The organism is Gluconobacter cerinus (genome assembly GCF_025961355.1).
GTDB classification, from domain to species: domain Bacteria; phylum Pseudomonadota; class Alphaproteobacteria; order Acetobacterales; family Acetobacteraceae; genus Gluconobacter; species Gluconobacter cerinus.
Window position 1 is genome coordinate 1777460 of the sequence record NZ_JAOQNM010000001.1, and the last position, 15405, is coordinate 1792864.

11 protein-coding genes are annotated in these 15405 nt (G+C 56.2%); 5 read left to right on the forward strand and 6 right to left on the reverse strand.

The window, feature by feature from the left end; all coding sequences use genetic code 11:
* Positions 1 to 123 precede the first annotated feature (123 nt).
* The 5 genes from bioD to M2305_RS08225 are packed head-to-tail and all read right to left on the reverse strand — an operon-like array spanning position 124 to position 4654.
* On the reverse strand, positions 124 to 774 hold the full coding sequence (bioD, locus tag M2305_RS08205) for a dethiobiotin synthase (RefSeq protein WP_264649085.1): 651 nt from the start codon (positions 772 to 774) through the stop codon (positions 124 to 126).
* Positions 771 to 1541: a methyltransferase domain-containing protein gene (locus M2305_RS08210; RefSeq protein WP_264649086.1), complete on the reverse strand. Its 771-nt coding sequence runs from the start codon at positions 1539 to 1541 to the stop codon at positions 771 to 773. Before M2305_RS08210 ends, bioD begins: the two co-directional genes overlap by 4 nt.
* Positions 1534 to 2160: an alpha/beta hydrolase family protein gene (locus tag M2305_RS08215; protein WP_264649087.1), complete on the reverse strand. Its 627-nt coding sequence runs from the start codon at positions 2158 to 2160 to the stop codon at positions 1534 to 1536. The genes M2305_RS08210 and M2305_RS08215 overlap by 8 nt, the downstream gene beginning before the upstream one ends.
* Entirely contained in the window at positions 2157 to 3338 is a 1182-nt protein-coding gene (locus M2305_RS08220; RefSeq protein WP_264649088.1) for an aminotransferase class I/II-fold pyridoxal phosphate-dependent enzyme, read from the reverse strand. The genes M2305_RS08215 and M2305_RS08220 overlap by 4 nt, the downstream gene beginning before the upstream one ends.
* Positions 3335 to 4654, reverse strand: coding sequence for an adenosylmethionine--8-amino-7-oxononanoate transaminase (locus tag M2305_RS08225; protein ID WP_408871466.1), 1320 nt, complete (start codon positions 4652 to 4654; stop codon positions 3335 to 3337). The genes M2305_RS08220 and M2305_RS08225 overlap by 4 nt, the downstream gene beginning before the upstream one ends.
* Before the next feature lie 159 nt (positions 4655 to 4813).
* Between M2305_RS08225 and M2305_RS08230 the strand changes: the two genes are divergently transcribed.
* Positions 4814 to 5017, forward strand: a complete 204-nt coding sequence (locus M2305_RS08230) for a hypothetical protein (RefSeq protein WP_046900711.1) — start codon at positions 4814 to 4816, stop codon at positions 5015 to 5017.
* A 6-nt stretch (positions 5018 to 5023) separates the two neighbouring features.
* Here the strand turns inward: M2305_RS08230 and M2305_RS08235 are convergent, their stop codons facing one another.
* Complete coding sequence (locus tag M2305_RS08235; RefSeq protein ID WP_264649089.1) at positions 5024 to 6478, reverse strand: protein adenylyltransferase SelO; 1455 nt, start codon at positions 6476 to 6478, stop codon at positions 5024 to 5026.
* A gap of 343 nt (positions 6479 to 6821) precedes the next feature.
* Here M2305_RS08235 and M2305_RS08240 point away from each other — a divergent pair, with 343 nt between their 5' ends.
* From M2305_RS08240 to M2305_RS08255, 4 genes are all read left to right on the forward strand, one after another.
* Positions 6822 to 9044 (forward strand): peptidase domain-containing ABC transporter, encoded by a 2223-nt coding sequence (locus M2305_RS08240; protein ID WP_408870819.1) that lies wholly within the window; start codon positions 6822 to 6824, stop codon positions 9042 to 9044.
* Between the two features lie 3 nt (positions 9045 to 9047).
* Positions 9048 to 10505, forward strand: coding sequence for an HlyD family type I secretion periplasmic adaptor subunit (locus tag M2305_RS08245; RefSeq protein ID WP_198942053.1), 1458 nt, complete (start codon positions 9048 to 9050; stop codon positions 10503 to 10505).
* 63 nt (positions 10506 to 10568) lie between these two features.
* Positions 10569 to 12341: a tetratricopeptide repeat protein gene (locus M2305_RS08250; RefSeq protein ID WP_264649090.1), complete on the forward strand. Its 1773-nt coding sequence runs from the start codon at positions 10569 to 10571 to the stop codon at positions 12339 to 12341.
* 6 nt (positions 12342 to 12347) lie between these two features.
* The gene (locus tag M2305_RS08255; RefSeq protein WP_338085668.1) at positions 12348 to 15302 is read left to right on the forward strand and encodes a glycosyltransferase; all 2955 of its coding nucleotides are present in this window, start codon (positions 12348 to 12350) and stop codon (positions 15300 to 15302) included.
* The last annotated feature ends 103 nt before the right edge of the window (positions 15303 to 15405 follow it).

Sequence of the window (15405 nt, forward strand, 5' to 3'; positions counted from 1 at the left end):
GAGCGGTCTTTGATCAAGCGATACGCCGGATGCACTTCGTTGCGAAGAGACGTTCTATGATTACGCAGCTATTTCACAAGGGTCGGATGTGTTCTTTTCATGGCACATCCCAAAAAGAACACATCATTGTGAATTCTGTTGCTGCAAGACACAAAGCGGCGGTACACGGCCAGAAATTTCAGAAACGACGGTTTCATTTATGCTCTCTAGACGTGGAACGCTGAAAAGGATCCGAACGTTCCCGAAATGAGCAATGTCGCGTGCATTTCCTGGATTTTCAGGCCCGCTGAGGACGACCCCCAGAACGGGAATGCCTCTGCGACGAAGCGCTTCGAGACTCAGGAGCGTATGGTTGATGGTTCCCAGCCCGCTTCGCGCAACAAGAACGACGGGAAGATCCAGTCGCTGCATGAGATCAATCATCATCATGTCGCTTCGGACGGGCACCATCAGGCCGCCCGCACCCTCAACGACAAGGGGCGCTTTGACGGCGGGAAGAACAAGACGTCCGGGATTGATTGTAACGTTTTCCAGCGCCGCCGCTGCGTAGGGCGCGAGAGGGGCCTGAAGAGCATAGGCTGGAGGAATAATCCGATCAGGCGGAAGGACAGCCAGAGCTTTGACGGTAGAGGTATCGCCTGCTTCGTCAGAAAGACCCGTTTGAAGCGGCTTCCAGTACGTCGCAGTCCAGGCTTTCGTCAGGATCGCACTGACAAGCGTCTTGCCGATTTCGGTGTCCGTACCGGTGACGAACACACCGCGAAAGCTGTTCATGGCATATCCTTCCTGAAAATTCCGATCCCCAAGGCGTAGGTGACGCTGGTGTGCTCTTTGTCAAAACAGGACATGGCGCGCCTGAGTGCGTGTACTCCCGCAGGAGTGCTTCCTTTGCTAGGGAGAGACGCGCCGATCTGCTGTAATCTGCGGAGGAATGTTCTGGCGTTTGGGACCGGATCTTGCATGTTTGCGGTATGCCATTGGCCGTGCCCTCCAGAGGGCCATTCCTGCTGAAGCATGGGGGCGCCGGGATAGGATGGAACGCCGCACGGGGCGTCTGTCTTCTGGCAAGCTGAGCGCCACTCTTTCAAGCTCCCCTCAAGGAGCGTTGCAATCATCAGAGTGCCACCCGGCGCCAGTAAGCGGCAAAGACGTTCGAGCCCCTTGCTGCGGTTTTCAAACCATTGGAAGCACAGGCTCGATGCGATCAGGTCAAATGGTCCCGTCGCATCCGGGCGCTCTCCATCCATGACCTTGAAGGCGATGTTCTTCTGCCCGTGAAGGCGCGATCTGGCGCGTGCGAGCATAGTCGGGGCGAGATCGGTGGCGAGAATAGCGCCGTTGGGGAAGTCTCTGGAGAGATGCTCTGTGAGGAAACCCGTGCCACACCCGAATTCGAGAATATGGGCAGGCTGAGTCTCGGTCAGGTCAGCGACAATTCGTTCGGCCAGAAAAGCGGCGCAACGGCGCTGGATATCTGCCGCAGCGTCATAGTCCTCCGCCTCATCAAAACGGGTGACGATCTGGCGTTTGCGCTCATCCATGCTGTTCGACCTGACGCAGCACAAAATCAGCACAGAGTTCAGGCTGTTCGAGAGGCAGCAGATGGCCGCCTTCAACCCTTTTACCTGGAACACTGAAACCTGCCTGGGCAGGAGGGAACGGATCTGACAGTCCTGTCATCCAGTGAAGCTGGTTCCCCCAGCGGGTCGCTGCATTGCGTTCATCGTTCTGAATCAGGTGTTCCAGACCCTGATTCAGAACGGCCGTCACGGGATCTGACGGAATGGGTTTGTCCGTTCCGCATCTCTGGCGGAAATCGTTCAGGACCGTTTTAGGGGAGCGTTGCAGCTGGCGCTTCATTCTTTCCAGAACGCGAAGGGGCACGCCTTCCGGAAAATCGTTGCTCTCAGAAAACCGTCCAAACCCATTGAACATTATGAGCCCCAGGCATCCGGGAAGATCCTGTCCCAACAGGTCCAGTGTTCCTGCGGAATGGCCGATCGCCAGATAAGGTTGCTCCGGTTTAGGGGCTGCGTAATGGCATCCGAAATATCCCTTATCCACGACGGACGCTTTGAGGCTGGGAAGGCGCTGAAGCATTGGGTCCCAGAAAGACGCGTCAAATCCCCAGCCATGAACGAGATAAAGGGAGACAGTCATGGCGTGTGCTCACATGCCAGCCGGGTAACGGCCTCGCCCAATTGAGTAATCTGTGAGTCTGTCAGTCCAGCGTGCAGGGCCAGACGCAATCGTGCCGTTCCCTGAGGCACGGTTGGGGGTCGAATGGCTACGGTGAGAAAACCTTCGTTTTCCAATGCCCTGGCAACATCAAGCGCTCGTTGGGATTCACCGATCAGGACCGGCACAATCTGCGTAGACGACTCTGCTGTCGAAAGACCAGCCGCGTTCAAAATCGTTCGAAGGTGGCCTGACTGACCCAGCAGTGTCTGCCGTTCACGATCCATCGTCGGAATAATGTCTAGTGCGGCATCAATGGCTCCCAAGACAGCCGGCGGAAGGGCCGTACTATAGATAAAGCCTGAAGCGTGATTGAGCAGATAGTCACAGAGAGGCCTGGAGCCCGCGATATAAGCTCCCATTCCCCCAAGGGCTTTGCTGCATGTGCCCATTGTCAGATCAGCCAAACCGCCGGAAAGCCCATGCCCATGGGCTCCAAGAACGCCCGTGGCATGGGCTTCATCAACATACAGGAACGCATCGTAGAGATCGGCCAGAGCGCGCAGGGCGGGAATGTCTGCGCGGTCCCCATCCATGGAAAACACGCTCTCTGTTACGATCATCCGCAAGCCAGGCTCGGTGGCTTCCCGTTTGAGCAGTGTCTCCAGATGCGCAAGATCATTGTGGCGAAAACGATGCTGTCGGACGCCCGCTGCTGCACATCCGTGATGGAGGCTGGCATGGTTCAGCCGGTCAGCAAAAACCAGCATGGGATGACCAGTCCGAGCGGTCGAAAGGGCGCACAGGGCAGGGACCACCGAGGCATTGGCTTGCCAGCCCGATGCAAAGAGCAGCGCGGCCTCATATCCTTTGAAGCGCGCCATCTTCTGCTCGACAGCCTGATGGATTTCCAACGTTCCACTCACAAGACGGGACGCCCGTGCCCCCGTTCCAAAGCGCAAAGCCCAGTCAGAGGCACGTTCTTTGAGCAGCGGGTGGTCGGCAAGGCCCAGATAATCATTTGAGGACACATCAATCATGCGACGGCTGTCTCGCAGGATGGTCTGTCCGTCCCGTGTGACCGGACGCAGTGTTCGCCGTGTTCCCGCAGTCTCGCGGTCGTGAAGAGCGGATGTGAAATGGGCGTCAAACAGGCTCATGCGTTGTTCCGGAGAACAGTGACAATGCTGGCTGTCAGAAGAGACAGATCTTCCTCGCTAATCGTGAATGCTGGCGTCAGATACACAATGTTCCGGAAGGGGCGGATCCATGTCCCTTGGTTCACGAACGCGCGGCGCAGGACGTCAGGGTCTGCAATGTTTTCCAGTTCTACCACGCCGATTGCACCTAGCACGCGAACATCTTTCACGCCTGGAAGTCCGCGGCATGGTTCCAGCTCCCGATGGAGTTGAGCTGAGATGCGAGCAACCTGTTCCAGTCTGGGTTCCTGTTCGAACAGATCCAGTGACGCATTCGCCACGGCGCAGGCCAGTGGGTTGGCCATGAACGTCGGCCCGTGCATGAGAGCCTTGCCAGCTTCCGTGGAGAGAAACGCTTCGAAAACGCCTCGTCTCGCCACGGTTGCAGCCAGGGCCATCGTCCCGCCGGTCAGGGCCTTGGAGAGAGCAATAATATCGGGGACGATCTCAGCCTGCTCGCAGGCGAACATCGTTCCGGTTCGGCCAAAACCGGTAAAAATTTCATCCAGAATGAGCAGAAGGCCGTATCGGTCACACATGCTGCGAAGGCGCTGCAGAACGTCCGGGCTATGAAGCAGCATGCCGCCTGCCCCCTGAACCAGCGGCTCCGTGACGATGGCGGCTACTGTATGCCCTTCAGCGTCCAGCAGGGCTTCAAGTCTGGCCGTGCTGTCATCATCAATTGGAAGGTCCGCAAGGATCTGGCGGGGAAGAACGCCCGCGAAAAGGCTGTGCATGCCCTCTTCCGGGTCGCAGATGGACATCATGCCCAGTGTGTCCCCGTGATAGCCGCCCCGGAAAGACAGCATCTTTGTCCGGCCATGCGTGCCACGGTTGATGTGATACTGAACTGCCATCTTGACGGCGACTTCCATCGCCACCGAGCCGGAATCTGTAAAAAACGTGCGTTCAAGATCGCCGGGCAGAAGTTCAGCCAGACGTGCTGCCAGACGCCGGGCCGGTTCGTGAACCATGCCCCCGAACATTACATGAGGCATGTCGCTGGCCTGCCGAACCAGTGCCTGCTGAATGTGAGGGTGGCTATAGCCATGGCAGGCAGTCCACCAGGCAGCGACTCCATCCACGAGTTCGCGCCCGTCTGACAGCGTAATCCGGCTTCCGGACGTGCGGATGGCTTCCACAGGAAAAGGAGCCGTCTGCATCTGGGTGTAGGGCAGCCAGAGATGGGGAAGGTCGGCAGCGGACCGGTTCGCCCCGGCGGATGATGATTTGCAGGACATGCCAGCGTTTTCCCGCATGGCTGGAGGCAAGTCCATCCCCCCGGTCATGATGCTGTCACAGGTTATCATAAAAAGGTCACGCTCTAACGGGAAACGATCTGGCATGAACCCCGTTATTGCAGCGCCCTGGCTGGTGTCAGTGGCGTGGAAAGATAGGTTCTTCCTGGGGCGGAAGGGCAACTGAGGTCAAGACTGATGCTGAATTCCAAGGTTATTCATGTGAACGGCGTGTTTCTGGGCACGGCCATCATGAATCGTGGGATGGATACTCTCCGGTTCTACGCAACGCATGAAAGCGTACGCGCACTTCACAACACCTGCATGCCGGATCTTCTGGCTCTGTACTGTCAGGTCAGACGCCTGTTCAACAACAGTCGCCTGACATTTCAGCCAGCCTGAAGATTTTCAGGTCCCACAGAACGTATTGCGGACATGTTCGTTCGAGGTTGGTGGCAGATCGAGCCCATCATCGGCGTCCTCGAACGGGCGAGCGAGAGCCGCGGCGAGCTGGTGGAAGAGGGTATAATCCCCTGTTAGTGCGGCTTTGATGGCTGCTTCAATCCGGTGATTACGGGGAATAATGCGAGGATTGCTTACCTGCATGAGCGCAAAACGCGCGTCAGCCGTTTGATCTTCCGTATCCAGTCTTTCTTTCCAGCTTTGTAGCCACGCAGTGGCAGCTTCCCTGTCTTTGAACTGAGTCAGAAAAGCTGTGGCGTCGTCTGTGCGGGCCACGGTGTTCAGGTGCCGGAACGTGAGCGTAAAGTCCGCCTCGTCACGATGCATCATGGTTAAAAGACGGGAGATAAGGGTCGTATCCGTCCGACCTTCCGAGAACAGGCCGAGCTTTCGACGCCATCCGGAAAGATAAGCCTCCCCGAAAATGCTGTCGAAACGGCTCAGCGTGTCTGTCGCAAGGCTGACTGCGTGATCAGTATCAGCATCAATACATGGCAAAAGTGCTTCCGCCAGACGACCTAAATTCCATAGCGCCATATCCGGCTGTTGCCCGTAGGCATACCGGCCATTCTGATCAATGAAGCTGAAGACTTTTCCGGGGTCGTAGCCATCAAGGAAGGCGCAGGGGCCAAAGTCGATCGTTTCTCCGGCAATGGACATGTTGTCGGTGTTCATGACGCCATGAATAAATCCGACCAGCATCCATTGGGCAATCAGCCGAGCCTGGCGGTCAATGACAGCATTTAAAAGCGCCAAGGCTCGGTTGGGGCTGTCTGCTAGCTCAGGATAGAGTCGTTCGATGACATGATCTACGAGGAGCGTCAGGCCCTCCCGATCCTGGCGTGCAGCGAAGAACTGGAATGTCCCGACCCTGACGTGCGTAGAGGCGACCCGTGCAATTACGCCCCCCGGCATAAGCGTCTCTCGAATGACGTTCTCACCTGTCGTAAGGGCTGCAAGCGCACGTGTTGTGGGAATGCCGAGTGCGGCCATGGCCTCGCTGACCAGGTATTCCCGTAAAACAGGCCCCAAAGCCGCATGGCCGTCTCCCCGACGGGAAAATGGCGTAGGGCCTGATCCCTTGAGGTGCAGATCCCACACTTTGCCCTGTTTGTCCGTCAGTTCTCCGACCAGCATTGCGCGGCCGTCCCCGAGCGAAGGAACAAAATGCCCGAATTGATGCCCGGCATAGGCCATCGCGACTGGTGACGCTCCGTCAGGGCGCTGACCCTGGCTCAGGAAAGCAAGACCCTCTTTCTGGTGAAGCCAGTGACTATCGAGCCCGAGACGTGTGGCGAGCGGTTCGTTAAGGGCAACCAGTTGCGGATTACGAAAGGGGCGGGGGGCCAATGCGCTCGAAAAGCGCTCGGGCAGGGAGGCATAATGCCGGGAGATCTGCATGCAACATCCTTGTGTGCCCGTGTGACAGAGCTTCGAGAGATAGGTTTCCTGATGGAGAAAGAAAAGAAATCAAGAAATTTTCCGGTCACTCATTGTTCGGAAAACATGGGCATCCGGATGCAAAGATGTGAGGTCACAACAGTTCAACCAACAGTTGTTGGTTTTATCTTTATGTAAACCTAAGCAGATTCGATCTGGGAGTGACTGTATTTTGTAAAGATTTTTCCGTTCGCGAAGACAGGGGGAGGTGACGGAAAAGACAGTATTCTCTATTCATGAAATATGAACGGGCATTTCTGCCTTTGATGCCGCCTGTGCGGGACCACAGCATAGAGGACGTTTCGTGGATCAAACCCAGCGCGTGTCTGGCCCCGGAAGGGACGTAAGCCCGGCAGTCATCCGACTATATGCCGCTTTGGCTGCAGCCCGGTTTCATGGGCTTGAACTCGATATCCGAGATTTTGCTGCGGAGCCTGGGGAGAACACACCGTCTCCCGCATCTCTTGCGCGCTGGCTGAACGAACAGGGCGCGGTTGCCAAGGGAATGCGTCTGAAGTGGCGCTACCTTTTGCGCCTGCAGAATTCTCCTCCTGTTGTTCTGATGTTCAAGGACGGCTCGGCCGGCCTCATGGTGGCGACAAACCCTGAAAAAGGCGTTGTCTGGCTCCGTGATCCGATGGGAGGGGATGGCGACACGCCAATCCCGGTAGATGAGCTCCGTCTGTCGCAGGTTTGGACAGGCGATGTGCTTCTCGTAAAGCGCCGTCGTGATGAATCCGAGGCTGATGCCCGGTTTGATCTGCTCTGGTTTGCCAAGATGGCAATGCGAGAGAAGAAGATCCTTCGGGACATCGCTTTTGCATCCATGATCCTGAGTATTCTTCAGATCTTCCCGGCTCTGATTGTCATGCAGGTGTTGGATCGCGTCGTAAATTACCATTCCATGGCGACGCTGGTCTCGTTGTCGTCTTTTGTGTTGATTCTGACGTTCTACGAAATTCTTCTGACGTATGCGCGGCGGGAACTGTCTCTTGTCCTCTCGTCCCGGCTGGATGCAAGAATTTCGCTGCACGCTTACAATCGTCTGCTTGCCCTGCCGCTTGAATTCTATGAACGCGAGCAGACGGGTGAAATTCTGGGACGCTTTGTTGCGGTCTTCAAAGTCCGTGACTTTCTCACTGGCCAGTTGATGTCCACAATGCTGGACCTCTTCACACTGGTTGTGATTCTTCCGGTTCTTTTCTTGCTGAGTTCGACACTAGCTTGGCTGACGCTCGCTTCTGCAGGTTGTATCGGCCTGATCGTGGTTCTTTTCCTGCCTGCTGTGACGCGTGTTATGGGGCGGCAGATCCGCGCTGAGATGAGTCGTGGATCGACCCTCTATGAAACGGTCGCTGGTATTCGAACCGTCAAGACCCTTGCGCTGGAATCGACCCGTCGCGAAGAGTGGGATCAGAAAACGGCTGAGGTGGTTCGCTGGAAGCTGGCAGCGGGACGTATGTCCAACTGGCCGCAGACGCTTGTCATGCCGTTTGATGCGTTCATCAACCGTGGTGTGATCCTTGTTGGTGCGTATCTTGTGCTAACCAATGCAAGCAACATGCAGGCCGGTTCACTGGCAGGCTTCATGATGCTGGGTGGACGTGTCGCAGCCCCTCTGGTGGGGCTGGCGAAGTTGATGGAAGCCATCAATGAAGTAACGGTCTCGCTGGTTGAGGCGGGTGCAGTGCTTAACCAGCCGACCGAAACGAAGGCTCTGACGACAGGAATGCGGCCCCGGATCAAGGGTGCCCTCTCCTTCATGGACGTCAACTTCTCCTATCCGGGGTCGACTACGAAGGCTCTGGATAATGTAGCGTTCGAAGTTCCTGCCGGCACCATGCTTGGGCTGGTGGGACGTTCAGGTTCGGGTAAATCGACCGTTACCCGTCTCTTGCAGGGTGTCAGCCGCAATTATACCGGGTATCTGCGTCTGGACGGTGTAGACCTGCGTGAAATCAATCTGACCCATCTGCGCCGTTCTTTCGGTGTGGTTCTGCAGGATAACTTCCTGTTCCGTGGAACAGTGCGTGATAACATCACAGCAGGCCGCCCAGGCCTGACGATTGACGATGTCGTTCGTGCTGCTCGTCTTGCAGGAGCCGAGGAATTTATCGAAAGAATGCCGGCCGGGTATGATACCTGGATTGAAGAAGGCTCCACCAATATCTCTGGTGGTCAGCGACAGAGACTGGCGATTGCCCGTGCTGTCATTTGTGATCCGAAACTGATGATTCTGGACGAAGCAACGTCGGCGCTCGATCCGGAATCCGAAGCGCTGGTGAATGCCAATCTTCAGCGGATTGGTAAGGGGCGCACGATGGTGATCGTCTCCCATCGCCTTTCTTCCCTTGTGAACTGCCATCAGATCGCTGTGATGGACAGAGGCAAGCTCATGGATATCGCACCGCATCATGTTCTTCTGGAACGCTGCGAAATCTATCGCACGCTCTGGATGCAGCAGAACCGTCATATGAATGCTTCGGCGTCTCCAGATGATGCAGACCAACTGGCCGAAGGAGAATAAGACATGAGCTCCTCCGACATGATCCCGAACAACGACCAGTCTCCTGAAGAGAATGGTAGTGAAAACTACACCAGCCATGTTCCGCGGACGGCAACAGATCCGTTTGCTCCGCAGGGCATGCCTATTGCGCTGCTGGAGTTTCATTCTCCGACGGCTGGCTTGGTCAATCTGCCCGCCACGGCATCTGCACGTTACACAATTTGGCTGATTGGAGGCCTGTTCCTCGCGTGTCTGGCCGGAATGGCTTTGTTTCCGCTCAATCGAATTGTCAGCACGACGGGACGTCTGGTTTCTACCCAGCCGACCATTGTTGTTCAGCCACTGGAAACGTCGATTGTTCACTCGATTGATGTTCAGGTCGGCGATTTTGTGAAGAAAGGCCAGGTGCTCGCACATCTGGACCCGACCATCACGAAAGCTGACATGACCAATATGGCCGAGCAGCGAGATTCATATCAGGCTGAACTGGATCGTCTGAAAGCAGAAGCTGACGATCAGGACTACCATGTTGATACGTCAAACCCTGCATCTGTTCGGCAGGGTGCAGCTTTCCTGCGTCGTCGCAATGAATATCGCGCCCATATCCAGAATTACGATCAACAGATCGCTGGCTTGCAAAGCGATATGCAGGGATACCGTGCCAACGCAGCCATGTATGCCAGCAAGATGCGGGTCGCCGATGAAGTTCTGAAAATGCGGCAGCATGAGCAGGCGGATCAGGTTGGATCACGTCTCTCCACGCTTGCCGCGCAGAACGACATGATGGAAGCAGAGCGGGCCGAAATTTCTGCCCAGCAGAACGCCAATTCTGCCGAAAACAAGCTTGCAGCCATGCGGGCGGAACGCGACAGCTACATCGAGAACTGGAAGGCGCAGGTCTACACGACCCTGACCGAGACCCAGCATCATCTTGATGAATACAACAGCTCCTACGAGAAAGCGCGTCTGCGGCAGGACCTGATTCTGCTGAAGGCACCGGAAGATGGCGTTGTCCTTACGATTGCAAAGGCATCCATTGGCTCTGTCCTTCAGTCGGCTGGTCAGTTCATGACGCTTGTCCCCACGGGGTATGGCGTTGAAATGGAATCTGTGGTTCGCGCCTCTGACGCGGCCTTCATCAAAATCGGTGATCATGCTCTCGTAAAGTTTGCTGCATTTCCTTTCACCCAATATGGCGGTGCTGAGGCAACTGTGCGGGTTATCAGCGCAGACTCCTTCGATAAGTCCAGCGCTGGAGCGGGAGGTGATGCCAGTGCGGTTTCCGGTGGCGCCAGTGATGAGGTCTATTACCGGGTCCGTCTCCGGATTGATCGTTACACGCTCCACGGGCAGCCAGATTTCTTCCATCCGGCACCTGGTGTTCCGACGACAGCTGATATCGACGTTGGAAAGCGGACCATTCTCCAATACCTCTTCAGTCGTCTAACACCGACCCTGACAGAAGGTATGAGAGAGCCATAAGGCTGAGAAAACGCCCGGCCAGTCCGGGCGTTTTACATTTTTGCCGTACCCGAGTTGAGCAACATGACATTCAAGCGCCGCATTACGTCTCTCCTCTCTTCCAAAGGAAAGCTGGAGCAGGCGATCCATTTGATGGAGACGGGGGAAACCGTTCGTGGTTTCGCTCTGTTGAGCCGTATGGCAGCTCAAGGCGACATGGAGGCGTCCTTTCGCGTCGGGCGGGCCTATCTGGACGGAGCTGGTGTTCCACCCAGTCTGGAAGAAGGTGCTCGCTGGATTCTGGGCGCTGCAGAAGCCGGTCATGTCGAAGCGACTTTTGTGCTGGCCACGCTTTATACCGTTGGTCTTCCCGAAGGCTTCGAAATTCGGGCACAAACGGCAGGACTGGATCTTTCTGCCCGGCCCGTCTCAGGAGAAAGGCACCCTGATTTTCATCAGGGCCGTCACTGGGCACAGGTCGCCGCAGATGCGGGTTCGGCCGATGCTCAAGCTTTGCTGGGCTATATTCTCACGAATGGCCCGGAAGACCTGCGTGATCTTCCTCGTGCTCGTGCTTTGTACGAACAGTCTGCTGCAGCCGGATGCTCTCAGGGCCATCTGGGGCTGGCACTGGCTATTTTACATTCAGCAGAGACGGAGGATGCCCGGAAGATTGCGGCATCCCATTTGAAAGAGGCAACCAAGGGCGGTTTAGGCACTGCCTTCGACATTCTTGGTCGCATGAGTGAGGCCGGTGCAGGTGTTCCACAGGATATGGGGGCTGCTGCGCGCTATTACCGTCAGGCTGCTGAGCGCAACATCGTCGGCGCACAGGCACGCTATGGCCTGTTTTTGTTGGAAGGCGTTGGCGTTGAGCTGCACTATGGGCGGGCTGAAACGTGGTTGCGCCGTGCTGCCCTGAATGGAGATGCAGAGTCTGCTGCGCTCTTGGGGGACCTTTATGCCAAGGGCGGAGAGCTGCCACCCAATCTTATGGAGGCGGCGAGCTGGTATCGGCTGGCTGCAGAGCAGAAACACGGTGGGGCAGCTCGCGCCCTTGGATTGCTTTACCTGACTGGGAATGGTGTCCACCGAGACCCGGATGTGGCGACGCACTGGTTTCGTGTAGCCTCAGAATCAGGAGACCATCATGCCGATGCAGATTTCGGGAATCTGATTTTGACGGGCGCGTCAGCGACAGATGATCAGAAGCAGGCCCTTAAGGAACGTTTCGAGCGCGCTGCCGAAAAGGGTGATCTGGTTGGTGCCTTTAATCTGGGCGTATGCTTTGCAGAAGGGGTCGGCAGCACGCAGGATGTAGCGGAAGCAGCCCGCTGGATGCAGAAAGCCACGGATGGCGTTGTGAATGCGCAGTTCTGGTACGGACGGATGTTGTTGGAAGGGCGTGGCGTTCAGCCCGACCCGACACAGGCAATGCACTGGATGGAAAAAGCTGCCGATGCAGGGATGGCTGAAGCTCAGGTCGCCGTTGCGCAGCTTCTGGTCACGGGGCAAATCAATGGTCGGCGTGACCATGCGCGGGCTTTGAGTCTTTACCAGGCAGCAGCAGACAGCGGAAATACAGACGCAATGTTCTCATTGGCTGCAATGTATGGCGGCGGTCATGACGTTGAAGAGAACCGGCCAGACGCACAGAAATGGTTTCGAAAGGCGGCCCAGCGGGGAAATGGCCTGGCGCAGCTGATGTTGGGCCGATATCTGGTGCGTGGCATTGCGGGTGTGACGGATCTCGTTGAGGGACGGAGCTGGCTGGAACGCGCCAAGGCTCAGGGCATTCAGGACGCTGAAGCCGAACTTATTAATCTCGATGATGCCCGCGCCGACGAGGACGATTGATTTTACGTGTCTTCTGACAAAGAGCGCCCGGATCTGACCGGTACGACCTCCCGCGCGGCTTTTGGTGGGTACGGTCACGAAGTTACAGATCAGGAAAGGGCAGAGTGGCGGGACGTCATGAACGCCCGGGCGCAGACGGCTTTCAGACGTGGTCAGGAGGCAATGCAGACCGGGCGTTTGCAGGATGGCCTCTTCTGGCTCGAACGGGCCGAGCGCATGACCCGTCAGAGCCCAAATGTGACATGGGCTCTGGCGCTGGCTTATTTGCAGGTAGGCCGGGTCGCTGAATGTCTCATTCGTATGGAGCAGTTGTATCACGTCTTTGGACTGCGTGAGGCTGCCTTCCTGTCAGTCGTGTGTCTGGTCAGACAAAACCGGACAGAAGAAGCGGCGTCCCGTATGGGGCAAACCCTGTCACGTTTTCACATCCTGCCAGAGCTTCGGGAGCTTGCGACGCAGCTTTCGATACAGAGTGGACTGGCGGGCTGGTGCACGGCTTCAAATGGCGGTTGGGTCGACGTTCACGCATCTGGAATTTGCCGTGTTCTGCTAGATGGCGTGGCCGTTGGGCGCGGGGTCAGTGGGCGTCACACTCTACCTTACGGGTGGCAGAAGGGCCGCCGTCTGGAGGTTCGGTCAGGTCGAAAGCATGTTCTAGGCAGTCCGATCGACATTCAGGCATTAACGCGCTGTGAGTCTCTTGTGCAGGCAACAGCCAACGGTCTGGACGGTTGGATATGGTATCCGGCCGAGCCTGATCATGTGCCGTCCCTTCGACTTTGGGACGGAGACGTTTTGCAGGTTCCGGCCCCGGCGACGAACGTGGATAGTGACGTTCCCCTTTCAAGGCCTCGTGTCTTTGCCATTCCAAGGAATGCGCTGCCAGCTGGGGATAACGGCCTTCTGATGGTCGAGGATGAACATGGGAGGCCGTTGTTCGGTGCACCAGTTGATCCGATGATTGGACAGCTTCTGGAAGGAGATAATAATCTTCCAGCGCGCTTGTCCCCCACTCCGGTTGTGCCGTGGAACCATCGTCCGGCTTATGATCGGGTAAGCCCCGGATGCGCGATTGTCATTCCGGTCTATCGTGACAAAGCGGGGACGCTCTCCTGTTTGCAAAGTGTATTGAAAACCGTCCCTGCGGATGTTGATGTCATTGTGGTGGACGATGCCACACCAGAGCCTGCCTTGGCTGCGGCGTTGGATGATCTTGCTTTAAAAGGGCAGATTACTCTTATCCGCCACGCCAGAAATCTTGGTTTCCCCACCTCCGCGAATGATGGAATGCGGGCAGGGGCCGGCCGGGATATTATTCTCCTAAACAGCGATACCATTGTGTTTCCCGGATGGGTCGAGCGTTTGCGCGCTCGTCTGACCACGACGGATGTTGGCACACTGACACCCTTTTCGAACGATGCCAGTATCCTGTCCTATCCGGCAGTTGACCAGACGAACGACGTTCCTGACAAAGCTGAGGCCAGAGAGCTAGATCGTTTGTGCGCGCGTCAGTTTTCCACGGATGCCGCCCAGATAGACCTTCCGACAGGCAATGGCTTTTGCATGGCTATTACGGCGGACTGTCTGGCTGAAACAGGCTTATTTCGCGAAGATCTGTTTGGCCAAGGATACGGGGAGGAAAACGACTTTTGCCTGCGAGCGTCGGCTCTGGGTTTTCGTCATTTTCCTGCACCTGATGTGTATGTCGCCCATGTGGGGTCAGTGTCTTTCGGAAGCAGCCGCAAGGCGCTGATGGCGCGAAATCTTGATATTTTGAATGCCCTGCATCCCGGATATGATGCCGTAGTTGCTGCTTTTCTGAAGTCTGACCCGCTTTTGGAGCTCCGCAGAACGCTGGATGTGGATCGTCTGGCGCAACGCCGAGGTAACCGGCCGTCAATTTTACTTATTCAACATGATGCTGGCGGTGGCGTAGGGCGTGCCGTTCATCACAGAGCAGTCGACTTTGAGCGGCAGGGCCTCTTGCCTCTCGGGTTGCGGCCGACGGAGCAGGGCTGCCTGCTAGAGTGTTTGTCGGACGAGACGGAGACTTTTCCCAATCTGAAATTCAAGCTGCCGGAAGAGCTTCCATTTCTTGTGGATGTCCTGTCTCGGCTTGGTGTGCAGAAAGTGGAGTGGCACCATCTTGTCGGTCATGCGCCCTGCATTCGAACGCTGCATCACGCGCTGAACGTTCCGTATGATATCTTCATTCATGATCATATCTGGTTCTGTCCCCGTATTTCGCTTCTCAATGGGGAAGGTCGATATTGCGGGGAACCGGATGTCGCTGGATGTGAAGCCTGTGTCTCACGCTGGGGAAGCTATCTTGGGGAAAATATCACCGTCCCCGAGTTGATTGAGCGATCTGACCGGGAGTTTCGTGGCGCAGGGCAATTACTGGTGCCGTCACGAGATACGGCACAGCGCCTGTCACGCCATTTTCCTGGTATGGATTTCCGTGTCACACCCCTGGAAGACGATGTCGCTCGGCTGGCCAATCTGCCTGCGAAGACAATGATTGTGCCGGGCCGCCCATTGCGAATCTGTATTGTCGGTGGGTTGAGTCAATGGAAGGGCTATGACGTTGTTCTGGCAATGGCCCATCATGTTGCAAGAATGCCCGTCCAGATCGAGTTGATACTTGTAGGACATACGCCAGATGATGAAGCTTTAATTGCAGCTGGCGTCAAAGTTACAGGAGAGTACCGGGAGGATGAGGCTGTCAGCCTTGTTCAGAAGCAATATGCCGATATAGGCCTTATTCCTTCTATTGCGCCTGAAACCTGGTGCTATGCACTGGGGTTATTATGGAAAAGCGGCTTGTCTGTGGTGTGCTTCGATATCGGTGCGCAGTCAGAGCGTGTGAAACGTAGTGGTCGCGGGGGCGTCATGCCCTTGGGTATGCCTGTTGAGTTAATGCTGGCTTTTATTTTGCGTTGCTGGCGCGAGGGAAGTTGAGATGAACGGGTTTACGCTTCGACTGGAAAGAGTAAAATATAAAACAGGAACAGAGCAGATCATCCTTCCTGAAGACAGCTCATAGACTGGTCCTCCAGTTATG

Bases quoted from the DNA above. Each gene is read 5' to 3' on its own strand.
- bioD (WP_264649085.1), bottom strand. From the start codon at position 774: ATGAACAGCTTTCGCGGTGTGTTCGTCACCGGTACGGACACCGAAATC.
- M2305_RS08210 (WP_264649086.1), bottom strand. From the start codon at position 1,541: ATGGATGAGCGCAAACGCCAGATCGTCACCCGTTTTGATGAGGCGGAG.
- M2305_RS08215 (WP_264649087.1), bottom strand. From the start codon at position 2,160: ATGACTGTCTCCCTTTATCTCGTTCATGGCTGGGGATTTGACGCGTCT.
- M2305_RS08220 (WP_264649088.1), bottom strand. From the start codon at position 3,338: ATGAGCCTGTTTGACGCCCATTTCACATCCGCTCTTCACGACCGCGAG.
- M2305_RS08225 (WP_408871466.1), bottom strand. From the start codon at position 4,654: ATGGACTTGCCTCCAGCCATGCGGGAAAACGCTGGCATGTCCTGCAAA.
- M2305_RS08230 (WP_046900711.1), top strand. From the start codon at position 4,814: ATGCTGAATTCCAAGGTTATTCATGTGAACGGCGTGTTTCTGGGCACG.
- M2305_RS08235 (WP_264649089.1), bottom strand. From the start codon at position 6,478: ATGCAGATCTCCCGGCATTATGCCTCCCTGCCCGAGCGCTTTTCGAGC.
- M2305_RS08245 (WP_198942053.1), top strand. From the start codon at position 9,048: ATGAGCTCCTCCGACATGATCCCGAACAACGACCAGTCTCCTGAAGAG.
- M2305_RS08250 (WP_264649090.1), top strand. From the start codon at position 10,569: ATGACATTCAAGCGCCGCATTACGTCTCTCCTCTCTTCCAAAGGAAAG.